Genomic DNA, 20,562 nt, shown 5'->3' with positions numbered 1-20,562 from the left:
CCTTTTCCCCCACCACCCCCCACTCCCGCCCATGAGCACCGACAGGACCCTCCGCCTCGCCACGCGCGGGTCCGACCTCGCCATGCGACAGGCCGCGTTCGTCCAGGAACGGGTCAGCACCCGGCGCCGGCCGGTGGAACTGGTCGAGATCGAGACCGAGGGCGACCGGATCCGGGACGAACTCATCGCCGATCTGGGCCGGATCGGCGCGTTCGTCCACGCGCTGGACCAGGAGGTCGTCGACGGCGACTGCGACGCCGCGGTCCACTCGATGAAGGACATGCCCACCGAGTTCGCCGAGGGGATGGTCGTCGCCGCCGTGCCCGAGCGCGCCGCCGCGGGCGACCTGCTGGTCACGGAGGACGGGAAGGCGCTCGAGGACCTCCACGAGGGCGCCGTCGTCGGCACCGCCTCGCTCCGGCGGACCGCCCAACTGCTGCACGCCCGGCCGGACCTCGACGTGCGCCCGCTGCGCGGGAACGTCGACAGCCGGATCGAGAAGCTGCTGGCCCCGCGCCTCCAGCGCGAACACGAGCGCCGGATGGACGCCGACGAGGAGGAGACGAGCAAGGAGATGCGGGAGTACAACGTCGACCCCGAGGGCGTCCTCGACGACGAGAACGAGGACCTCGACGACCTCGAAGACGACGACGACGAGTTCGACCGGACTGTCGAGGAGTGGTTCGACGGCCTCTCCGAACTCGAACGCGGCGCGCTCGGCCGGGAGTACGACCACGAGTACGACGCGCTCGTGCTCGCCGAGGCGGGACTCGAACGCAGCGGCCTACGCCACAAGATCGGCACCAGCCGGCTGCCGATGGAGGAGTTCGTCCCCTCGCCCGCACAGGGCGCCATCGCCGTGACGGCGAGGGACGAGGACACCGTCGGGCGACTCCGCCAGAAGCTCGATCACGCGCCGACCCGCGTCGCCGTCACCGTCGAGCGCACGGTGCTCGCCGAACTCGGCGGCGGCTGTGTCGCGCCGCTGGGCGTCCACGCGACGGTCCAGGGCGACACCGTCTCCGTCCGCGCACAGGTGCTCTCGACCGACGGCACCGAGGTCGTCGAGGACGCCCGTGACCTGCCGATCGAGAACCACGTGATCGCGGCCGAGTCCTTCGCCGCCGACCTCGCCGACCGGGGCGCGGCCGACCTGATCGCGGCCGCCGCCGACGAGTGATGTCCCGCCCGCGCGTCGCCGTCTTCCGCCCGGACGACGGCCGCATCGACGACGCCGCGGCCCGCCTCGACTCACTCGGCGCCGAGCCGGTGCCGGATCCGATGCTGACGATCGAGCCGACCGGTGAGACGCCGCCGGACGCCGATTTCGTCGTCCTCACGTCGTCGACGGGCGTCGACACCCTCGCCGACGCGGGCTGGGAGCCGGGCGACGCCGAGCTGTGTTGCATCGGCCCGTCGACGGCCGAGGCCGCCGAGGCGGCCGGCTGGACCGTCGACCGCGTGCCCGCGCAGTACGACTCCGAGGGGATGGTCGCGGAACTCGACGGCGACGTTTCGGGACGGACCGTCGCGCTCGGGCGCTCGGACCGGGCGAGCGCGACCATGCCCGAGGGCCTGCGCGCGGCCGGCGCCGAGGTGAGCGATACGACGCTCTACCGGCTTCGCCGGCCCGACGACGCCGGCGAGTCGGCCGAACTGGCCGCCGAGGGACGGCTGGACGGTGCGGCCTTCACCGCCTCCTCGACCGTCGAGGGCTTCCTCCGAGCCGCCGACGAGCGGGGGATCCGCGACGCCGCGGTCGCGGGGCTGGACGACGCGGTCGTCGGCGCCATCGCCGAGAGCCCCGCCGAGACGGCTCGAGAGGCGGGTATCGAGGTCGACGTGGTGCCCGAGGAGGCCGACTTCGAGGCGCTGGCCCGAGCGGTGGTCGAACGGGCGACGCCGGCTGAATAGCGCTGGGCGAAGGAGCTACCGGTGTGCGTCGTGGAGTTTCTCGCCCTCGGCTTTCAGCACGTCCGGGATCACCCGGACGTCGCTGCGACCCGCCTCGAACACTGCCGTCGAGGAGAGCAGCGGATCGGTCCCGTGGAGTTCGGCCGCCCGTTCGCCCGAGACGCTGTACACCACCGCCCGGAGGCCGGCGATGTCGATGCCGCCGGCACACATCGGACACGGCTCGGTCGAGGTGTACATCACCAGCTCGTCGGCGTCGTCGCGCTCGGCGGCGGCCCGCTTCGCGAGCGTGAGTTCGGGATGCGCCCGGAGGTCGTTCTCGGAGTTGATCCGGTTGCCGGCGGTCAGCACCACCTCGTCGTCCTTCACGAGCACCGACCCGAACGGCTCGTCGCCGCGGGCGGCGGCCTCGCGGGCGCAGTCGAGCGCTTCGCGCATGTGTGACTCGTGATCGAACGCGTCCAGATCCATACCGTCGGCTGGCAGCGAGGAGGGAAAGTCGTTCGCCCGGCGGTGCCGGTCGATCCCCGCTCACACCGTCGGGAGCCGCCACCCGTACCGCAGCGCGCCGAGACGCAGCGCCAGCACGACGCCGGCGGAGAGCAGCGTCGTCGCCCCGAGCGGCAGTCCGAGCGCGACGGCGGGCGGGGCGACCGCGCCGCCGACGACGGCCGGGGTCGCGTAGAAGTCCTCGCGGAGGACTGCCGGGACCCGGGCGAGCAGCAGGTCCGAGAGGCTGCCGCCGCCGACGCCGGTCAGCGTCGCGGTGACGACGACGCCGAACGGGGAGAGCCCGGTCTCGATCCCCACGGCGGCGCCGGTGGCCGCGAACGCCGCGAGTCCGATCGCGTCGGGCAGGAGGACGGCCGGGCTCTCCATCAGGTCGCCGCGGACGCGCCCGGCGAGGACGACCGCGAGCGCGACCCCGGCCGCCGCGATGAGCACCTCGATGTTCGACTGCAGCGAGGTGGGGATGCGCCCGACCAGCAGATCGCGGGTGGTGCCGCCGCCGAGCGCGGTGAGGAAGCCGAGGACGGCGACGCCGAACAGGTCGAGGTCGGCGTCGCTCCCCTTGAGAGCGCCGACGGCGGCGAACGCGACGAGCCCGATCGCGTTCATCACCTCGAAGGCGAGGCCGGCCTCGACCATCAGTCCGCGTTGGAGTCGGTTTCGGAGACCTGCTTGATGCGCTCGACGCCGTCGACCTCGTGGATCGTCTCGACGACCGCGTCGGGGACGAGCGACTCCCAGTCGCCGTCGGAGACGAGTCGCTGCCGGATCTCCGTGCCCTCGAGCACGTCGCGCTGGAACATCGGCGACTGCCGCACCTCGACGCCGGACTCGTGGAACAGCCGGACGACGAGGGGGTTGTTGGAGTAGGCAACGTCGAACTGGGGGGTCATCGACTGGACGTGGCCGACCCAGACCGCGTTGCGTTCGAGGTCCTCGATGGGGACGACGTAGGTGGGGATGTCGAGCGGGTTCAGCGCCTTCGTCACCATCATCACCCGCTCGCCGGCCGTGAAGGGGTTCCGCGTAGTGTGGGAGTCGCCCGCGGAGCCGATGCCGACCACGAGCTCGTCGACCTCGTCGGCGATCTCGGTCACCATTTGGTGGTGTCCGTCGTGGTACGGCTGGAACCGGCCGATGTAGAACCCCCGCATGGTCGCGGCTTCGCTCCCGGGGGGAATAAAAACGGCGAGTCGGACGGCGGCGGTCCTTTATAAGCTCGTTCGGAAAACCGGGCTACCGACATCGACGGATAGAGACCTCGAAACACGCATCTACGACGTTCGAACCGTCGTCGATGATGGGGGAAAGTATATCAGGCGCGCGAGCCTCGTTTGGGGTAGCGAAAGCGTTCTATGAGCAACGAAACGGACGATACCGACGTGCCCGGCGAGGGGGAGGAGGAGGAAGATCCCTTCCCGCTCAACGGGTCGGGCGCCCGAGAGGGCGACCCCGACGAACAGCCCGACCGGCCCGCGGAGCAACAGCACCGCGGGGAGGACGAGGACGAGGCTCCCGGTATCGACGACCTCGGGAGCGAGGTGGAGTTCGACGCCGAGATCGACGACGACGAGGAGATCGGGAAGGACGAGCTGCTCGGTGGCCTCCAGATCGACTCGACGGCCGAGATCAAGGTCCCCGACCGGCTGGTCGATCAGGTGATCGGGCAGGAGCACGCCCGGGACGTCGTGATGAAGGCGGCCAAGCAGCGCCGCCACGTGATGATGATCGGCTCCCCCGGGACGGGGAAGTCGATGCTCGCGAAGGCGATGGCCGAGCTCCTCCCCAAGGAGGAGCTGCAGGACGTGCTGGTCTACCACAACCCGGACGACGGCAACGAGCCGAAGGTCCGGACCGTCCCCGCGGGCAAGGGCGAACAGATCATCGACGCCCACAAGGAGGAGGCCCAGAAGCGCGATCAGCTCCGCAGCCTCCTGATGTGGATCGTGATCGCCGTCGTCGCCGGCTACGCGATCCTGGCGATGGGGAACCCGATCCTCGCCGTGATCGGCGCGGTGCTGATCTACATCGGGTTCAAGTACGCCTCCCGCGGCAGCGACGCGATGATCCCGAACCTGCTGGTGAACAACGCGGACACCAAGACCGCGCCGTTCGAGGACGCCACGGGCGCCCACGCGGGTGCGCTGCTGGGCGACGTGCGCCACGACCCGTTCCAGTCCGGCGGGATGGAGACGCCGAGCCACGACCGCGTCGAGGCCGGCGCCATCCACAAGGCGAACAAGGGCGTGCTGTTCATCGACGAGATCAACACGCTCGACGTTCGGTCCCAGCAGCACCTCATGACCGCGATCCAGGAGGGCGAGTTCGGGATCACGGGCCAGTCCGAGCGCTCCTCGGGCGCGATGGTCCAGACCGAACCCGTGCCGACCGACTTCGTGATGGTCGCGGCGGGGAACCTGGACGCGATGGAGAACATGCACCCCGCGCTCCGGAACCGCATCCGCGGCTACGGGTACGAGGTGTACATGGACGACACCATCCGCGACAGCCCGGAGATGCGCCGGAAGTACGCGCGCTTCGTGGCCCAGGAGGTCGACAACGACGGCCGCCTGCCCCACTTCACGGACGACGCCGTCGAGGAGGTCATCCTCGAGGCCCGGCGCCGCGCCGGCCGGAAGGACCACCTCACGCTCGAACTCCGCTCGCTGGGTGGGTTGGTCCGCGTGGCGGGCGACATCGCCCGCGGCGAGAACGCGGAGTGGACCACGCGGGAGCACGTGCTCGAAGCCAAGGGCCGCAGCCGCTCGATCGAGCAGCAGCTCGCCGACGACTACATCGAGCGCCGGAAGGACTACGAACTGCAGGTCTCGGAAGGCCACCAGGTCGGCCGCGTCAACGGTCTCGCCGTGATGGGCGACGACTCCGGGATCATGCTGCCGGTGATGGCGGAGATCACCCCCTCCCAAGGGATGGGCGGGCAGGTGATCGCCACCGGCCAGCTCCAGGAGATGGCCGAGGAGTCGGTGCAGAACGTCTCGGCGATCATCAAGAAGTACACCGACGAGCAGATCTCGGACAAGGACATCCACATCCAGTTCATCCAGACCGGCCAGCAGGGCGTCGACGGCGACTCGGCGTCGATCACGGTCGCGACGGCGGTGATCTCCGCGCTGGAGAACATCGGGGTCGACCAGAGCCTCGCGATGACGGGCTCGCTGTCGGTGCGGGGCGACGTGCTCCCCGTGGGCGGCGTGACGCACAAGATCGAGGCGGCCGCGAAAGCGGGCTGTGACCGCGTGATCATCCCCAAGGCCAACGAGCAGGACGTGATGATCGAGGACGAGTACAAGGAGATGGTCGAGATCATTCCGGTCTCACACATCTCCGAGGTGCTCGACGTGGCCCTGGAGGGCGAGGGCGGGAAGGACTCCCTCGTGAGTCGGCTGAAGAGCATCACCGGCTCCGCGCTGGAGAGCTCCGAAGTCACGAAGCCCGCGGGCGGGTCGGAGCCGACGCCGCAGTAGGCGGCTCCGTTTTCGCGGAAGTTCTTTCGACGACGCAGCGTTCCCCAGCGACGGCGTCGACGTGCGGATCCGACGCGGCAAGGCGTCCGGCCGGTCGCTCGACGACGGCCATCGACGCCACCCGCGCCTGCACCGACCGCGATGGTGCAGCAGGACACCGGCCCCATCGCTTCGACCGTGTGTGAACCCGAACAGCGACTGTAACGAGTCGGGGTGGATCGGCCGGTTGTCGTCGACGGGGACGACGACCGGGCGCCGGGGACGCGACGCGCCGACGCTATCGGTCGGCGTGACTTGCCCCTTCGAGTGGCGACCGCAAACACGAACGGGCGGAGAACGACGTCGACGGCTCAGTTCCCGGTCCAGCGCAGCAACGCCAGCGTCCCCTCGTAGAGCACGATCATCGTCGCCGCGATGATGAACGGGGTCATCCCCGTCGGGTCGGGGTTGACCAGGAACGCGATGGTGAGGAAGCCACCCCAGAACAGGAGGCGCTTGTCCTCCAGCCACTGGCGGGTGACGATCCCCATCATGATCGCGAGCATGATGAACAGCGGGATCTGGAAGATCACCGCCATGTAGCCCATGAGGACGATGATCAGCGAGAACGTGCTCTCGAGCCCGTAGGCCACGGTGGCGACGTTCTCGTCGGTGTACACCGTGAAGTAGCGCATGATCGCCGGGATGATCACGAAGTGGGAGAACGCCATCCCGACCGTTCCCAACACCAGACTCGTGGGGATCGCGGCGAGGTAGTACCGGCGCTCCTTCGGGAAGAGCCCGGGGCGCATGAACATGTACGTCTCGTAGACGAAGACGGGGAGCGCGACCAGCAGGCCCGCCAGCGCGGTCACCTTGAGCTTGGTCAGGATCAGCTCCAGCGGCCCGTACACTCGGGGGCGCCGGCCCTCGATCTGCGGCGCGCCGGGGATCGCGTTGTTCCAGAGCGCGTCGATGATGTCCACCGCCGTGGGCACCTGCTCGAACGCCTGCCCGAGCCCCAACAGCGTCAGCGCGACGGCGCCGCCGACGATGAACACCACCGAGAGCCGCTTCATCATCTCCTCGATGTGGGCTGCCAGCGGCATCTCCTGATCCGATTCGGGCCCGCCGCCGAGCAGTCCGTCGTCGCCCTCGTCGCTGTCCGGCGAGCGATCGACGTCGGTTGGGGCGTCGTCGCCGTCGTCCGCCGGGGGGCGCGCCCCGTGTTCGGCGGCCGCGGCCGGCGGCTCGTCGGGGTCGTAGTCCTCGAACATGTACCCGTCGTCGTCCGCGTCGTCCGCATCACCCGACCTCTCGTCCGCATCGTCCGCGTCGTCGTCTAACCCGTCGGTGTCCGGACCGAGTCCCTTCACGTCCGTGAACGCGGGCTCGACCGTGTCGTTCGAGTCCGCCCCGCCGCCGTCGCCGCCATCACCGTCCGCGTCGTTCGTTCCGTCGGCGTCCGCGTCGGCGGCGTCGTCACTCGCGGCGTCGTCATCCGTCGGCGATCCGCTCGTCGTTCCCTCGTCCGGCGACTGCTCCTCGTCCGTCGTGTCCTCGTGCGGCTCCGATCCCGTTTCCGACTCCCGTTCCTCGTCGGAACCGGACACCGACGAGTCGGACGGCTCGCGTCCCTCCTCGTCGTCCGGTTCCTCGGCCATATGGGTCGGTATCGCTCACGCGGTCTTATAGGCCTTTTCGGATCGCCCGCCCGCGAGGTGAAAAGGTTGATAACGCCGAAGTCGCTCCTTCTCGCTATGTCCAGCGCGCTCGACGACGATACCCAGCGCGCCATCGCCGAGGGGCGGGAGACCGCGGGAGCGATGCTCCGCTCCGCGCAGAAGGACCTCCAGAAGGTGTTCGTCGTCTTCGTCATCGCCTTCATGGGGATGTTCACGGCCCTCCGCGGGGGGATCTGGGAGTGGCTCAAAGGGGTCACCACCCAGCGGATGCCCGACGAGCTGGTCTCGCAGTTCGACATCATCGCCCAGACGCCCTTCGACGTGATCCTGCTCCAGGCGAAGATCTCGCTCGCCGTCGGGCTGATCGTCGCCGCGCCCGTGCTGCTCTACTTCTCCCGCGACGCGCTGAAAGAGCGGGGTCGCTGGCCGGAGGTCCCGATCCCGCTGTGGAAGGCGGTGCCCATCGCCGCCCTCTCCTTCCTGCTGTTCATGGGCGGGATGGCCTACGGCTACCTGCTGTTCTTCCCGATCATGTTCAACTTCCTGGCCGGCAACGCGGCGGCGGCCGGCTTCGCCCCCCACTGGTCCATCGTCCTCTGGACCCAGTTCGTGCTGCTGCTGACGTTCTCCTTCGGGCTGGCGGCCCAGATGCCGCTGGCGATCACGGGGCTCTCCTACACCGGGATCGTCCCCTACGAGCAGTTCCGCGACAAGTGGCGCTACGCCGTCGTCGCCATCTTCGTCTTCGGCGCCGTGTTCTCGCCGCCGGACCCGTTCACCCAGATCATGTGGGCGGCGCCGCTGCTGGTGCTGTACGGGTTCAGCCTCTACCTCGCGAAGTTCGCGGTCACGATGAAGCGCGGCAGCGAACGGCTCACCGTCGGCGGCGTGCTCCGGCGCAACTGGAACGAGGCCGCCGCGCTCGTCGTCGCGGGCGTCGCCGTCGCGTGGCTCTACGCCGACGCCGGCGGCCGGGGCGCCATCGACGCCGGCCTCGCCGCGATCGGCAGCAGCTACCGCGCGCCGGCGCTGGGCGGGCTCACCCCGCTTTCCCCCACCGGGAACGTCCTGCTCGTCGGCGCCGGCCTCGGCGTCGGCTTCGCCGTCGTCGGCCTGCTGCTGTTCGCCTACCGCGAACTCGAGAACACCGTCGACCCCGACGCCGAACTCGGCGACCCGACCGGGATCGACCTCGACGCGCTCGACGAGGAGGGCGTCCGCGCGGCGCCGATCCAGGCGTTCGAGTCGATGGACGAGCCAGAAGCGCTCGAAGCCGCCCAACGGGCCATCGACGACGGCTACCACGGGAAGGCGCAGGCCATCCTCGACCGCTACGACGAGGCCAACGAGCCGGACGGGGACGAACCCGAGCCCCCGCGACACGAGACCGAGCCGCTGTTCACGCCCGCCAACCCCCTGGAGGCGATCCGCCGGGGCCGGGACTGGGTCGACTGGGGGGAGCGCCTCCGCCAGCAGGGCCAGCCACTCGCCGTCTTCGCGGTCGTGCTGTTCGGCGTCGCCTACGCCGTGCTCGGTTACACGGCCGAGGTGAACGGGCTGCTCCGACAGGCGGGGTTCGGGGTCTCCCTCCCCGCGTTCGGCTACTCGACGCTCGTCGCCGCCGGCCTCGCGGCCGTGGGGTCGCTCGCGGTCATCGCCGCCCTCGTCGGCCTCTACGTGCTGCTCGCGTGCTACTTCGCCGGCACCGATCCCACCGCGGTCAACGTCGGCCAGCTCTCGACCGACGAGCTCGAGCGCGCGCCGCCGGCGACCTTCACGGCGCTGACGGAGCAGGCGGCGAACTTCTACGCCAACCGCGCGCTCGCGGCCGACGACGACGACCGGGCGCGCCTGATCCTCGATCGCTTCGACGAGGCCCGAGAGACCGCGGAGGCCGAAGCCGAGGAGGACGAGTCCGAGCCCGGCAGCGTCGGCGACCGAGCCGAGCGCGCCAGCAGCACGTTCCTCGACGAGTTCGCCGAGGACACCGACGAGGACGACATCGGCGGCTACTACAAGGACCTCCAGTTCATCCTCGGCTCCGTCACCTCGGGGCTGTTCTACATCGTCGGCACGTTCATGGTCGTGATGGCCGGCTCGTTCTTCTGGCTCTACACCGGCGGCATCAAGGACGTCTACGCCGACTTCCTCTCCCGCGTGCCCGGGGAGGTGCTCCAGCCGGGGCAGACGGCGATGGAGGCGTCGAAGGTCATCGCGCTCCACCCCGTCGAGGCGCTGGTGTTCGAGGTGAAGTTCTCGGCGCTGCTGGGGATCATCGCCGTGCTCCCCATGATCGCCTACTTCGCGTGGCCGGCGCTGCGGGACCGCGGGTTCGTCCGCGGGCGCCGCGAGGTCATCTTCGGCTGGGCCGCGCTGCTGACCGGGGGGCTGCTCGGGGGGCTGATCTTCGGCTACTTCGAGGTGGCGCCGCGGGTCATCTCCTACCTCGTCGAGGACGCGCTGGCGGCGAACATGACGATCAGCTACCGGATCACCGACTTCTTCTGGCTGATCTTCTTCACCACCGCCGGCATCGGCATCCTCGCCGACGTGCCGGTGCTGATGGCGCTGCTGAACACCGCCGGCGTCTCCTACACCGCGATGCGGAGCCGCTGGCGCGAGGTGATGATCGGGATGATGCTCGTCGCCGCGCTGCTGACGCCGGCGGACGCGCTCACGATGATCATGATCACGATCCCGCTGATGGCGGCCTACGGCGTCGGCCTCGTGGTGCTGTACGTGCTCACGCTCGGCGGTCGCCGCAACCTCCGGAAACCCACCATCGGGCCCGAAACCGCCGGCGACGACGGGTAGCGCGACCGGGCGTCTCCTTCGGCCCCACGCTCTCCGAGCCAGTTAGCCACCCGGCTCCCGAACGGTGCGTTTTTGCGTATCCCTGGGTATCCCTCCGGTATGACTATGCGAGCACCGAACCGACCGGCACGGACCGCCGCCGAACAGGCAGTGGCCGGGGAGGACGAGCGATGACGAAAGTCTCCGTCGAGATCCCCGACGAACTGCTCGCGGATCTGGACGAGCACGTCGGCGCCGACGGGAAGTTCGTCAACCGCAGCGACGCCATCCGGGCGTCGATCCGGAAGACGCTGGACCGGCTCGACGAGATCGACGAGCGACAGGGTCGTATCGAGGAGGAGGACGCGTGAGCGCCGACCGCCGCCCGCTCCCGGTCGACCGCCTGCTGCTGGCGGCGCTGTTCGTCACCGCGCTGGTGACCGCCCAGCTCACCGCCGCGAAGCTGCTCTCCTTCCAGCTACCGTTCGGGATCCCGGTCGCGGGCAGCGCGCTCACGCTGCCGGGCGCCGCGCTCGCGTACGCGGTGACCTACTTCGCGTCGGACTGCTACGCCGAACTGTACGGGAAACGGGCCGCCCGCGAACTGGTCAACGTCGCCTTCCTGATGAACTTCGTCGTCCTGGCGCTGGTCTGGAGCACCATCGTCGCGCCCGCCGCGAACCCCGAGTTCGCGAGCACGTTCTCGGCGGTGCTCGGCGCGTCGACGAACATCGTCGCCGGCAGCCTGCTGGCCTACGTCGCCAGCCAGAACTGGGACGTGATCGTCTTCCACCGGCTGAAGGAGTACACCGACGGCGACAAACTGTGGCTGCGCAACATCGGTTCGACCGCCAGCAGCCAGCTCATCGACACCGTGATCTTCGTCGGCGTCGCGTTCTGGGTGCTTCCGAACCTCGGTGTCGGCGCGGAGATGGGCCTCCCGCTCGTCGGCGGCGGCCCCGTACCGAGCGTCGCCGCGCTCGTCGTCGGTCAGTACGTGCTCAAGCTGGCGATCGCGCTGATCGACACGCCGTTCGTCTACGCGATCGTCGGCGCCGTTCGCCGACGCGACGCCGAGGATCGCCGGCTGTTCACGGCGTAGGGAGCGCGCCGCTTTTCTCGCCGGCGCCCCGAGCGGGCGTCGATGGACGAACGGCGCGTACAGAGGCTGCTCCACGCGAGCGTCTCGACTCTCCTCGCGGTCGTCGGCGTCGCCTTCGCCGTCCGCCCGGGCGGCCCCGCACAGTGGGCCTACGGACTGGTCGCGCTAGGGGTGCTCTTCTTCGGCGTGAGCGCGGTCCCGAGCGTCCGAGAACACGGCGCGTACAACGCCCTCGCCGCCGCGTTCGCGACGGCGGTCTGTCTCGTCGCCTACCTCGGCAGCGGAACGGCCTTCGTCGGCGCGCTCGCGCTGGCCAGCGGCGTCGGGACGCTGATCGAACTGGGCAGGTGGTACCGGCGCGGGTAGCGGCCGCCAGCTTCCTCCCTCGGCAGCCCCAGGACCCGGTATGGGCAGCGACGGTCTCGTCGACCTCGATCAGGACACGTGGGCCGTGCTCGCGAAGTACAACCTCGTACTCACGACGCTGTTCGGGCTGTTGACGCTGTGGGTCCGGGCCGCGCCCCCGGCGAACCCCGAGAGCGTGCTGCTCGTCCAGAACGGCGTGCTCGCGCTGCTGTTCGGCTCGATCCAGACGTACGCCTGGATCTCCAGTTAGTCGACGCGCTCGGCGAACGCGAAGTTCGGCTTCACGTCCGTGACCGAGACCTCGATCTCCTCGCCCTCCTCGGCGCCCGAGACGAACACCGTGAACCCCTCGACCCGCGCGATCCCGTCGCCCTCGCCGCCGGTGTCGCTGATCTCGACGGTGAGCCGGTCGCCCTCGGCGACGGGTGCGTCGGTGTAGCCCTTGGCGACCAGGTACACCTCGCTGGAGGAGTCCCGGGAGGCGTCGGGCGAGACCCGCCGGACGTACTGGAACGACGGCTCGATGTCGGCTTCCAGGTCGTCGAGATCCCGGCCCTGGAACACCTTGGCGACGAAGTCGCCGCCGGGTTTCAGGAACTCCACGGCGGTCTCGAAGGCGATCCGCGCGAGGTGGACGGAACGCGCGTGGTCGAGTTCGTACTCGCCGGTCATGTTCGGCGCCATGTCCGAGACGACCACGTCGACGACGCCCTGCCCGCCCTCGGCGTCACCAGAAATCTTCGATTTCTGGTTGGCAGCAGAGCTTCGCTCTGCGACGTCGAGTTCGCGGCGGAGCCGGTCGCGGGTCTCCTCCTCGGTCATGTCGCCGGGGATCGTGCTCACCTGGTGGGCGTCGAGGTCGTCGATGCGCTGGAGGTCGACGCCGACGACCTTCCCCTGCGGGCCGACCTTCTCGGCGGCGACCTGCAGCCAGCCGCCGGGGGCGGCGCCGAGGTCGACGACCGTGTCGCCGTCGTCGAACAGGTCCGCGGTGTCGTCGAGCTGTTTCAGCTTGTACGCCGAGCGGGCGCGGTAGTCCTGCTGCTTGGCGCGGTTGTAGTAGTCGTCCTTCCGGGTCATACGTGGCTCACCGAGGTGGCGGGGGTCCGGGCGAGAGCGACCGGCGAATTCGCGTTCATACCGATGCGGAGGGAGTCTATCCGGAAAGGCACATCGGATACACCGTCGGCGTCGGCCGCGAGCCGCCCGCTCCCGAGCCCGTTTTTCGCGTCCTTTGACAGGATTGTGACCCGCAGATCAACACAGGTTTGCGTGTCCTGTGTCCAACGCTGTACACTGATGGCTACACGTGACTCGTGGGTAACGAACTTCGGCTTCGTGCTCGCCGCCGTGGGCAGCGCGGCCGGGCTGGGGAACATCTGGCGCTTCCCGTGGCTGACCGCCGGCAACGGCGGCAGCGCGTTCCTGCTGGTCTACCTGCTCATCGTCGTCGGCGTCGGCGTCCCGGGGCTGCTCGCGGAATTCGTCCTCGGGCGCCGCGGCCGCCAGACGCCGATCGGCGCACTCAGCGACCAGATCGGCGCCCGCTGGGGGTCGACGCTGGGCGCGTTCAACGTCGCCACGACGCTCGTGATCCTCTCCTTCTACTCGGTGGTCGGCGGTTGGATCCTGCGCTACACGCTGGTCTCGCCGACGGGGGCGTACTTCAGCCAGCCCCAGCAGTACTTCGGCGCGATGAGCTACGGGCTGCCGGCGGTCGGCTTCCACCTGCTCTTCCTCGGGATCGTCGCCGGCATCGTCTTCTTCGGCGTGAGCCGCGGGATCGAGCGCGTCTCGAAGGTGATGCTGCCGGCGGTCGTGGTCCTGCTGGTCGGCCTCGCCGTCTGGACGGCGACACAGCCCGGGACCGCGGCGGGCTACGCGTTCTACCTCGGCTTCGACGCCGACTACCTCGTCGCCAACTTCCCGAGCGTGATCGGGCCCGCGGCCGGGCAGGCGCTGTTCACCCTCTCGGTCGGCGCCGGGTCGATGCTCACCTACGCCTCCTACCTCGACGCCGATAGCTCGCTCCCGCGGGACACCCTCGTCATCGCCGTCTCGAACACGTTCATCGGCGTGCTCGCCGGGCTGGTCGTCATCCCGCTCCTGTTCTCACAGGGGGGCGTCCCCGGGCAGGGAGGCCCGGGCGCGCTGTTCGTCGCGCTCGCGGCGGCGTTCGGGTCGCTGCCGGGCGGCCCCGTCGTCGCGACGGTCTTCTTCGGGACGGTGCTGATGGCCGCGATCACCAGCGGGATCAACCTGCTCGAGACCCCGGTCGCCACGCTCGTCGACGAGTACGACGTGCCGCGCCGGCGGGCGACGCTGTTCGTTTCGCTGCTGCTCGCGGCGGCCGGGAGCGGGCTGGCGCTGGCCGGTCCGATCTTCGAGTTCGTCTCGGGGACCCTCGCCAACCTGATGCTGACGGTCGGGCTGTTCGGCTTCCTCGTCATCGTCGGCTGGGTGCTTCGCGCGGAGTCTGTCGCGGAGTTCCGTGCCGGCGCGGGCCGGTTCGCCGTCCTCGCCGAGTCGTGGGTGGTGACCGTCGGGTGGCTGCTGCCAGTTGTCGTCCTCTTCTCGCTGGCGAGTTCGCTCGCGCCGCTTGTGGGCGTCTCGCTCGGCCTGGGCGGCCGGGCGGCCGTCGCCGTCGTCGGCACGCTGGTCAGTCGGCTCGCGGTCTGGCTGGTGACTGACGGCTGAACGGCCGAGCGTGAGGGAATAAGTCGTCCGCGGACCAACGGTCGATCATGGAGTTCACGACCGTCCAGGGCGACATCGCCGCCCAGCAGGCCGACGCGTTGGTGAACGCCGCGGGGACGAGCCTCCGGATGGGCAGCGGCGTCGCGGGCGCGCTCCGCCGCGGCGCGAACGGGCCGATCGACGAGGCGGCCGTCTCGAAGGGGCCGGTCGACCTCGGCGGCGTCGCGGTCACGGACGCTTACGACCTCGACGCCGAGTACGTGATCCACGCCGCCGCCATGCCACACTACGGCGACGGGCGGGCCACGGAAGGGAGCATCCGCGATGCGACCCGGAACGCGCTGGCGGAAGCCGACAGGTTGGGGTGCGAGTCGATCGTGATCCCGGTCCTCGGGACCGGTGCCGCCGGGTTCGGGTTCGAGCGGGGCGCACGGCTCGTCTGTGGGGAAGTCTGGACTCACGAGCCGTCGGCGCTGACCGACGCCCGGGTGATCGCGCACTCCGAGTCGGAGTACCGGACGCTCGACGCCGTCGCGGAGCGGGTTCGGTCGGGATAGGGGCGACCGCGCCGCCTACAGACAGAACATGAACGGGTACGTCAGCGCGACCCGGTCGCCGTCTTCGAGTTCCGTCCCGAAGCCGTCCAGCAGCTCGTTGAACTTGCCGTTGACAAGCACGCGAGCGAACGCCCGCGTGCGCTCGCCCTCGGGGTTGCGCTCCCAGCGGCCCGGGGGCTCGCCGGGGTAGTCCGCCCAGCCGTTGGCCGTCTCCTCGTCCTCGGTCTCGGCCAGCAGCATCTCCTCGCAGCCGTACTCCGCGAAGAAGGCGTCGAGGAACTCCCCCAGGGTGTCGCCCTCGAAGGTGAACTCGAACTCGTGCTCGTCCAGTTCGCGCCGGACGTGGCCGGTCGCCTTCACGGTTACCGTCGTCGTCGCGGTCTGTTCGGCCTCGATCGCGCTCATACGCGACTGTTGGCGCGCCGGCGGGTTACAGTCGTACCCGAACCTGTTCGGCATCGCCCGACCGTCGCCGATAGCTGAACGCTTTTCCCCCGTTCGCCCTAACTAGCCAACGTATGAGTGAGACGGACCTCGACTTCGTCCAGTTCGGCGAGAGCGGCCTCCGGAGCAGCGAACTCCAGTTCGGCACCTGGCGCTTCGGTCGCGAGACCGAGGAGGGGAACCTCGAGATCGGCGAGGAGCGGGCGAAGCGCCTGCTCGACGCCTACGCCGACGCCGGCGGGCGCTACATCGACACCGCCGACGTGTACGGCGGCGGGCAGGCCGAGGAGTGGATCGGTGACTGGCTGGCAGAGCGCGACCGCGAGCGGTTCACGGTCGCCTCCAAGATATACTGGCAGATCCGGGAGGGCGACCCCAACAGCCGGGGAAACAACCGGAAGAACCTCCGGCACCGCGTCGACGAGATCCTCGACCGGCTGGACACCGACTACGTCGACGTGCTCTACCTCCACCGCTGGGACGGCGAGACGCCGACCCGCGAGACGATGAAGACGCTGAACGCGCTGGTCGACGAGGGGAAGGTCCACTACCTCGGCGCGTCGACGCTCTCGCCCAACGCGTGGCGGGTGGCGAAGGCCAACGAACTCGCCCGTGCGGAGGGCTGGGAGCCGTTCACCGTGCTCCAGCCCCGGTACAACCTCGTCGACCGCGAGATCGAGGGGGACTACCTCCAGTTCGCCCGCGAGGAGGGGCTGGGGGTCTGCCCGTGGAGCCCGCTCGGCCAGGGGTTCCTGACCGGGAAGTACGACCGCGAGCAGGGACTGACCGGCGAGTCCCGCGCCGCGGAGTCGAGCCGGTTCGAGAGCGCGTACCTCACCGAGACGAACTTCGACGTGCACGACGTGCTCGACGAGGTCGCCGACGAGGTCGACGCCTCGCCGGCCCAGACCGCGCTCGCGTGGCTGATGCATCGTGACGGCGTGACCGCGCCGATCGTCGGCGCCCGCACCGTCGAGCAGTTGGAGGAGAACCTCGGCGCCGCACAGATCGACCTCTCCGAGGAGCAGGTCGACCGCCTGACCGAGGCGAAGGGCGGCCCGTACGCGAACCTGTAGTTCGGAACCCGGAAACGCGTACCCCTCACCGAGTGCCTTATTCCTCCCGCTCTCCCAGCGACCCCATGGTCGTAGACCTTCGCTCCGACACCGTCACCAGACCCTCAGACGCGATGCGGGAGGCCGCCAAGAACGCCGAAGTCGGCGACGACGTCTACCGCGACGACCCGAGCGTCAACGAACTCGAGGCCCGCGCCGCCGAGATCCTCGGGAAGGAGGCCGGGCTGTTCGTCCCCAGCGGCACGATGGGCAACCAGGTCGCGATCCGGACCCACACCGACCGCGGGCAGGAGCTCCTGGCCGACGAGCACGCCCACGTCCTGAAGTGGGAGCTCGGCGCCGTCGCCCAGCTGAGTAGCCTCCAGACCCGGCTGCTCGACTTCGGCGACGACGGCACGCCGACGCCCGAGCAGGTCGAGGACGGCATCGTCGAGGAGAGCCTCCACGAGGCCGGGACTGGGCTGTTCTGTCTGGAGAACACGCACAACTACCGCGGCGGCGTCGCCGTCTCGAAGGAGGACATCGACGCGGCGGCCGCGGTCGCCCACGACCACGGCGTCCCCGTCCACCTCGACGGCGCGCGACTGTTCAACGCCGCCGAGGCGCTCGACGCCGACCCCGCCGCGCTGGCGGAGAACGTCGACAGCGTGATGTTCTGTCTCTCGAAGGGGCTCGGCGCGCCCGTCGGCTCCGTGCTCGTCGGCGACCGGGCGTTCATCGAGCGCGCGCGCCGGACCCGGAAGCTGTTCGGCGGCGGGATGCGCCAGGCCGGCATCATCGCCGCGCCCGGCCTGCTCGCCCTGGAGAACCGCGAGCACCTCGCCGACGACCACCGGCGCGCCGAGCGCATCGCCGAGGGGCTCGGCGGGATCGACGGCATCGAGACCACGGAACCGGACACGAACATCGTCGTCGCCGACGTGGCGGGGACGGGGCTGAGCGCCGAGGAGTTCGTCGACGAGATCGAGGACCACGGCGTGCTCGCCGTCGCGTTCAGCGAGACGACGGTGCGGTTCACAACGAACTGGGACGTGAGCGACGACGACGTCGAACGGGCGATCGACTCGGTGCGGACGGCGATGCAGGACTAGGCGGTCTCGAACTCGAAGCGGGCCCCGCCCGCCTCGCTCTCGGTTACCGACACCGACCAGCCGTGGGCTTCGGCGATGCTCTCGACGATCGGGAGCCCGAAGCCCGTCCCCTCCTCGCTGGTCGTGACGCCCGTGTCGAACGGATCGATGTCGTCGTCGATCCCGGGGCCGTCGTCGGCGACGTAGAACCCCTCGCCCGTCGCCAGCGTACCGACGGTCACCGTCGGCGCGTCGCCCGCGCCTTCGGCCGTGGCACCGGACGCCGTCCGGCTGTTCGCCGAGCCGTGGTCCGCCGTGTCACCGGACTCCGTCCGGGAACTCGTCGAGCCGTGCTCGACGCTGTTCCGGTAGAGGTTCCCGAACAGTTCCACCAGCCGGTCCGGGTCGGCGTCGATCGTGGTGTCGTCGACGACGTCGATCGACGCGTCGCCGGTCGCGGTGTGGGCCCACGCCTCCCACGCGATCGTCGAGAGCTCGATCGACTGCGTCTCCCCCACGTCCTGCCCCTCGCGGGCCAGCGACAGCAGGTCGGTGACGAGACAGTCCATCCGATCGAGCGCGTCCTCGACCTGCTCGAGCTTGTCGAAGTCGTCGGTCTGCTTGGCCAGATCGAGGTAGCCCGACGCGACGTTGAGCGGGTTGCGCAGGTCGTGGGAGACCACGCTGGCGAACTGGTCGAGGCGTTCGTTCTGCCGGCGGAGTTCGGCCTCCCGCTGGCGCTGTTCGGTCACGTCGGAGTAGATGGCGTACCCCGGCGCGTTCTCCTCGCCGACCTCCAGCGGGGTGACCTGCAGGAGGAAGTGCTTGGTGCCGTCGGCCGTCCGGCGCTCGACCTCGGTCTGCACCCGGTCGCCGTTCGCGAGCTGTTCGTTGAACGTCGCCGCCTCCTCGGCGCTCTCGGGCGGGACGATGTACTCGTCGAGGGATTCCCCCTCGATCTCGTCGGCGCCGTAGCCGAACGTGCGCTCGAAGGCGCCGTTGACACGGCGCACGATCGGCTCGCCGTCGATCATCTCGTAGGCGACGGCGGAACCGGGGATGTTCTCGAACAGCGCCTCGAGGCTGTCACGCTCCCGCCGGAGCTCGGCCTCGGCGCGGAGCCGCTGCAGCGCCACCGCGACGTGGGCCATCAACAGCTCCGCGAGTTCGAGGTCCTCCTCGTCGAACGCCGCGGGCTCGGTCGCCACCGCCTGGAACACCCCGAGGTCGCCGATCGGGACGGAGATCGCCGACTCGAACTCTGGGTCGGTGGGCTCGGCGTCGGCGTCGCCGTGGAGATCGACGACCAAGTAGGACTCGCCGGTCCGAGCGGTCTTGCCGGCGAGCCCCTCCGAGACGTGCATCTCCCGACCGGCGTCGTCGGGGACGTTGCCCGACTCCGCGACGGGGACGAGCACGTCGCCGTCCCGCAGGTCGAGCTTGCACATGTCCATCTCGAGGACGTCCTCGGCGGCGTCGGCCGCGTTGTCGAGCAGTTCCGGTTCGGTCTCGGCGGTGCCGAGCTCCATCGCCGTCGTGTGGAGCCGCTCGATCACCTGCCGTGACTCCCGGAGTGCGGCTTCCGAGCGGATGCGATCGAGCGTCGCCTCCACGTAGCCGATCAACAGCTCCGCGAGTTCCACGTCCGTCTCGTCGAACGCGGCTTTCTCGTCCGAGATGACCTGGAACACCCCCGAATCCCCGACGGGGATGCTGATCGCCGACTTGACCGACTCGTTCGCCGGCTCAGCGTCCTCGTGCGTGTCGGCGTCGGTGACGAGGAACGACCGCTTCTCGTTGTACGTCCGGCCGACGATCCCGGCGTCGGTCGAAACCTCGTCGACCCTGTCGGTTCGGCCGCCGACCGGCGTGAGCTCCCCGTCACGCTCCATCAACAGCACGGACTGGTCGAGCGCGAGCACGCCCTCCGTGATGTCGACGACGCGGTCGAACAGCGCCGCCTCGCTGTCGGCGTCGATCAGCGACGGCGCGGCCTCGTGGAGTCGGGTGATGCGCTGCTGTCGGTCGCGGAGGTCGCCCTCGGCCTGGAGGCGGGCGTCGACCTGCGAGCCGTGGGTGACGAGCAGTTCCGCGAGCTCCATGTCCACGTCGTCGAACGCCGCGAACTCCGTCGAGAGGCCGGCGAACACGCCGTCGTCGCCGAATGGCACGACCAGCCCCGAGCGGTGGCGCTCGATCTGCTGTTCGGCGATCGAGTGGCTCTCGATGTCGTCGATCAGCGCGGGCTCGCCCGTCTCGAACACCTGCGAGACCATCCCGTGGTCCGGGGCGAGCCGGTCGGGTCGGTCGTCACCGATCGCGGCGCTCGGAACGAACCCGTCCCCCTCGTGGATGTACAGCGCGGCGGTGTCGAAGCCGAGCACGTCCTCGGCGATCCCGACGACGCGGCGGTGGAGCGGGCCGCGCTCCTCGATCCCGACCAGTTCCGCGGACCCCTCGTGGAGGCGAGCGATCCGTTCGCGGTTCGGGGTGCCGCCGACGGCTCTCGTGACGCGGTCGTCGAGCGCGCTCTCGCCGGCCGCGTCCTCGTCGTCGTCGTTCCGGGTCAGGATCGGCGGGTCGTCGCAGTCGACGATCGGACAGCCGTCCTCGGAGGCCGCCGCCGCCAGCGCGGTCGGGATCGAGCCGCCACACACGACCAGACAGTCCGGGTGGAGCTCTTCGAACGCCGAGCGGGCTTCCGACTGCGGGCAGGCGCGGCCGGTGAACCCATCCCGTTCGAGCAGCGCACCCGCTCCCTCACAGGGTGAGTCACCGACCACGAGGATCTCGGTTCGACGTGGCACGTTTTGAAGAGTTACTGTCTCTCTTGTGAGACTATCCCATATGTGTTTCGGTAAGTCGTACGGCGGAGAAGCCGGAA

Annotated in this window: 19 protein-coding genes; 12 read left to right on the top strand and 7 right to left on the bottom strand. The window is 69.9% G+C overall.

Annotated features, from left to right (window positions below):
• The first annotated feature begins 31 nt into the window (after positions 1 to 31).
• On the top strand, positions 32 to 1,180 hold the full coding sequence (gene hemC, locus BMZ83_RS08285; protein ID WP_074877555.1) for a hydroxymethylbilane synthase: 1,149 nt from the start codon (positions 32 to 34) through the stop codon (positions 1,178 to 1,180).
• A complete protein-coding gene (locus BMZ83_RS08280; protein WP_074877554.1) occupies positions 1,180 to 1,914 on the top strand; it encodes a uroporphyrinogen-III synthase in 735 nt (244 codons plus the stop codon). Before hemC ends, BMZ83_RS08280 begins: the two co-directional genes overlap by 1 nt.
• Positions 1,915 to 1,929: 15 nt before the next feature.
• Here the strand turns inward: BMZ83_RS08280 and BMZ83_RS08275 are convergent, their stop codons facing one another.
• From BMZ83_RS08275 to BMZ83_RS08265, 3 genes are read right to left on the bottom strand one after another with little or no spacing between them, the layout of a single operon-like run.
• Positions 1,930 to 2,385 (bottom strand): nucleoside deaminase, encoded by a 456-nt coding sequence (locus BMZ83_RS08275; protein WP_074877553.1) that lies wholly within the window; start codon positions 2,383 to 2,385, stop codon positions 1,930 to 1,932.
• Between the two features lie 60 nt (positions 2,386 to 2,445).
• Entirely contained in the window at positions 2,446 to 3,063 is a 618-nt protein-coding gene (locus tag BMZ83_RS08270) for a trimeric intracellular cation channel family protein (protein WP_074877551.1), read from the bottom strand.
• Positions 3,063 to 3,578, bottom strand: coding sequence for a nicotinamide-nucleotide adenylyltransferase (locus BMZ83_RS08265; protein ID WP_074877550.1), 516 nt, complete (start codon positions 3,576 to 3,578; stop codon positions 3,063 to 3,065). The genes BMZ83_RS08270 and BMZ83_RS08265 overlap by 1 nt, the downstream gene beginning before the upstream one ends.
• A gap of 201 nt (positions 3,579 to 3,779) precedes the next feature.
• Here BMZ83_RS08265 and lonB point away from each other — a divergent pair, with 201 nt between their 5' ends.
• Complete coding sequence (gene lonB, locus BMZ83_RS08260) at positions 3,780 to 5,909, top strand: ATP-dependent protease LonB (RefSeq protein ID WP_074877548.1); 2,130 nt, start codon at positions 3,780 to 3,782, stop codon at positions 5,907 to 5,909.
• 350 nt (positions 5,910 to 6,259) lie between these two features.
• Here lonB and BMZ83_RS08255 read toward each other — a convergent pair whose 3' ends face one another.
• Positions 6,260 to 7,552, bottom strand: coding sequence for a twin-arginine translocase subunit TatC (locus BMZ83_RS08255; RefSeq protein ID WP_074877546.1), 1,293 nt, complete (start codon positions 7,550 to 7,552; stop codon positions 6,260 to 6,262).
• A 96-nt stretch (positions 7,553 to 7,648) separates the two neighbouring features.
• Here BMZ83_RS08255 and tatC point away from each other — a divergent pair, with 96 nt between their 5' ends.
• The 5 genes from tatC to BMZ83_RS08230 all read left to right on the top strand — a co-directional run bounded on the left by tatC (position 7,649) and on the right by BMZ83_RS08230 (position 12,084).
• Entirely contained in the window at positions 7,649 to 10,387 is a 2,739-nt protein-coding gene (tatC, locus tag BMZ83_RS17345) for a twin-arginine translocase subunit TatC (RefSeq protein WP_074877544.1), read from the top strand.
• Positions 10,388 to 10,557: 170 nt separating this feature from the next.
• Positions 10,558 to 10,737, top strand: coding sequence for a ribbon-helix-helix domain-containing protein (locus BMZ83_RS08245; RefSeq protein ID WP_074877542.1), 180 nt, complete (start codon positions 10,558 to 10,560; stop codon positions 10,735 to 10,737).
• Positions 10,734 to 11,468 (top strand): queuosine precursor transporter, encoded by a 735-nt coding sequence (locus tag BMZ83_RS08240; RefSeq protein ID WP_218144682.1) that lies wholly within the window; start codon positions 10,734 to 10,736, stop codon positions 11,466 to 11,468. Before BMZ83_RS08245 ends, BMZ83_RS08240 begins: the two co-directional genes overlap by 4 nt.
• Positions 11,469 to 11,510: 42 nt before the next feature.
• Positions 11,511 to 11,834: a hypothetical protein gene (locus tag BMZ83_RS08235; RefSeq protein WP_074877540.1), complete on the top strand. Its 324-nt coding sequence runs from the start codon at positions 11,511 to 11,513 to the stop codon at positions 11,832 to 11,834.
• Between the two features lie 40 nt (positions 11,835 to 11,874).
• Positions 11,875 to 12,084: a hypothetical protein gene (locus BMZ83_RS08230; RefSeq protein ID WP_074877538.1), complete on the top strand. Its 210-nt coding sequence runs from the start codon at positions 11,875 to 11,877 to the stop codon at positions 12,082 to 12,084.
• Here BMZ83_RS08230 and BMZ83_RS08225 read toward each other — a convergent pair.
• Positions 12,081 to 12,914, bottom strand: coding sequence for a 23S rRNA (uridine(2552)-2'-O)-methyltransferase (locus BMZ83_RS08225; protein ID WP_074877537.1), 834 nt, complete (start codon positions 12,912 to 12,914; stop codon positions 12,081 to 12,083). The genes BMZ83_RS08230 and BMZ83_RS08225 overlap by 4 nt on opposite strands.
• A 219-nt stretch (positions 12,915 to 13,133) precedes the next feature.
• Here BMZ83_RS08225 and BMZ83_RS08220 point away from each other — a divergent pair, with 219 nt between their 5' ends.
• Both BMZ83_RS08220 and BMZ83_RS08215 read left to right on the top strand, forming a co-directional pair.
• On the top strand, positions 13,134 to 14,531 hold the full coding sequence (locus BMZ83_RS08220) for a sodium-dependent transporter (RefSeq protein ID WP_074877535.1): 1,398 nt from the start codon (positions 13,134 to 13,136) through the stop codon (positions 14,529 to 14,531).
• A 47-nt stretch (positions 14,532 to 14,578) separates the two neighbouring features.
• Positions 14,579 to 15,088 (top strand): macro domain-containing protein, encoded by a 510-nt coding sequence (locus BMZ83_RS08215; RefSeq protein ID WP_074877532.1) that lies wholly within the window; start codon positions 14,579 to 14,581, stop codon positions 15,086 to 15,088.
• A gap of 15 nt (positions 15,089 to 15,103) precedes the next feature.
• Here BMZ83_RS08215 and BMZ83_RS08210 read toward each other — a convergent pair whose 3' ends face one another.
• Positions 15,104 to 15,493 carry a ubiquitin family protein gene (locus BMZ83_RS08210; protein ID WP_074877529.1) on the bottom strand — a complete coding sequence of 130 codons (390 nt, stop codon included), beginning with the start codon at positions 15,491 to 15,493 and terminating at the stop codon, positions 15,104 to 15,106.
• Positions 15,494 to 15,606: 113 nt separating this feature from the next.
• On the opposite strand from BMZ83_RS08210, the gene BMZ83_RS08205 reads away from it, so the two are divergent.
• Entirely contained in the window at positions 15,607 to 16,608 is a 1,002-nt protein-coding gene (locus tag BMZ83_RS08205) for an aldo/keto reductase (RefSeq protein WP_074877527.1), read from the top strand.
• Positions 16,609 to 16,673: 65 nt separating this feature from the next.
• Positions 16,674 to 17,699, top strand: a complete 1,026-nt coding sequence (locus tag BMZ83_RS08200) for a threonine aldolase family protein (RefSeq protein ID WP_074877526.1) — start codon at positions 16,674 to 16,676, stop codon at positions 17,697 to 17,699.
• On the opposite strand, the gene BMZ83_RS08195 is transcribed toward BMZ83_RS08200, so the two are convergent.
• The gene (locus BMZ83_RS08195) at positions 17,696 to 20,485 is read right to left on the bottom strand and encodes a GAF domain-containing protein (RefSeq protein WP_166623215.1); all 2,790 of its coding nucleotides are present in this window, start codon (positions 20,483 to 20,485) and stop codon (positions 17,696 to 17,698) included. The two genes, BMZ83_RS08200 and BMZ83_RS08195, sit on opposite strands and share 4 nt — an antisense overlap.
• Positions 20,486 to 20,562 lie beyond the last annotated feature (77 nt).

Source organism: Halolamina pelagica (assembly GCF_900115675.1).
In the GTDB taxonomy this organism is placed as follows: Archaea; Halobacteriota; Halobacteria; order Halobacteriales; family Haloferacaceae; genus Halolamina; species Halolamina pelagica.
The sequence above is the reverse complement of the archived record's forward strand: the minus strand, read 5'-3'. Positions and strand labels throughout refer to the sequence as shown.

What these genes read in the sequence shown, in the direction of transcription:
- BMZ83_RS08245 (WP_074877542.1), top strand. Translation starts at nt 10,558, where the DNA reads ATGACGAAAGTCTCCGTCGAGATCCCCGACGAACTGCTCGCGGATCTG.
- hemC (WP_074877555.1), top strand. Translation starts at nt 32, where the DNA reads ATGAGCACCGACAGGACCCTCCGCCTCGCCACGCGCGGGTCCGACCTC.
- BMZ83_RS08215 (WP_074877532.1), top strand. Translation starts at nt 14,579, where the DNA reads ATGGAGTTCACGACCGTCCAGGGCGACATCGCCGCCCAGCAGGCCGAC.
- BMZ83_RS08210 (WP_074877529.1), bottom strand. Translation starts at nt 15,493, where the DNA reads ATGAGCGCGATCGAGGCCGAACAGACCGCGACGACGACGGTAACCGTG.
- BMZ83_RS08255 (WP_074877546.1), bottom strand. Translation starts at nt 7,552, where the DNA reads ATGGCCGAGGAACCGGACGACGAGGAGGGACGCGAGCCGTCCGACTCG.
- BMZ83_RS08265 (WP_074877550.1), bottom strand. Translation starts at nt 3,578, where the DNA reads ATGCGGGGGTTCTACATCGGCCGGTTCCAGCCGTACCACGACGGACAC.
- BMZ83_RS08275 (WP_074877553.1), bottom strand. Translation starts at nt 2,385, where the DNA reads ATGGATCTGGACGCGTTCGATCACGAGTCACACATGCGCGAAGCGCTC.
- BMZ83_RS08200 (WP_074877526.1), top strand. Translation starts at nt 16,674, where the DNA reads ATGGTCGTAGACCTTCGCTCCGACACCGTCACCAGACCCTCAGACGCG.
- BMZ83_RS08205 (WP_074877527.1), top strand. Translation starts at nt 15,607, where the DNA reads ATGAGTGAGACGGACCTCGACTTCGTCCAGTTCGGCGAGAGCGGCCTC.
- BMZ83_RS08235 (WP_074877540.1), top strand. Translation starts at nt 11,511, where the DNA reads ATGGACGAACGGCGCGTACAGAGGCTGCTCCACGCGAGCGTCTCGACT.
- tatC (WP_074877544.1), top strand. Translation starts at nt 7,649, where the DNA reads ATGTCCAGCGCGCTCGACGACGATACCCAGCGCGCCATCGCCGAGGGG.
- lonB (WP_074877548.1), top strand. Translation starts at nt 3,780, where the DNA reads ATGAGCAACGAAACGGACGATACCGACGTGCCCGGCGAGGGGGAGGAG.
- BMZ83_RS08225 (WP_074877537.1), bottom strand. Translation starts at nt 12,914, where the DNA reads ATGACCCGGAAGGACGACTACTACAACCGCGCCAAGCAGCAGGACTAC.
- BMZ83_RS08220 (WP_074877535.1), top strand. Translation starts at nt 13,134, where the DNA reads ATGGCTACACGTGACTCGTGGGTAACGAACTTCGGCTTCGTGCTCGCC.
- BMZ83_RS08280 (WP_074877554.1), top strand. Translation starts at nt 1,180, where the DNA reads ATGTCCCGCCCGCGCGTCGCCGTCTTCCGCCCGGACGACGGCCGCATC.
- BMZ83_RS08230 (WP_074877538.1), top strand. Translation starts at nt 11,875, where the DNA reads ATGGGCAGCGACGGTCTCGTCGACCTCGATCAGGACACGTGGGCCGTG.
- BMZ83_RS08270 (WP_074877551.1), bottom strand. Translation starts at nt 3,063, where the DNA reads ATGGTCGAGGCCGGCCTCGCCTTCGAGGTGATGAACGCGATCGGGCTC.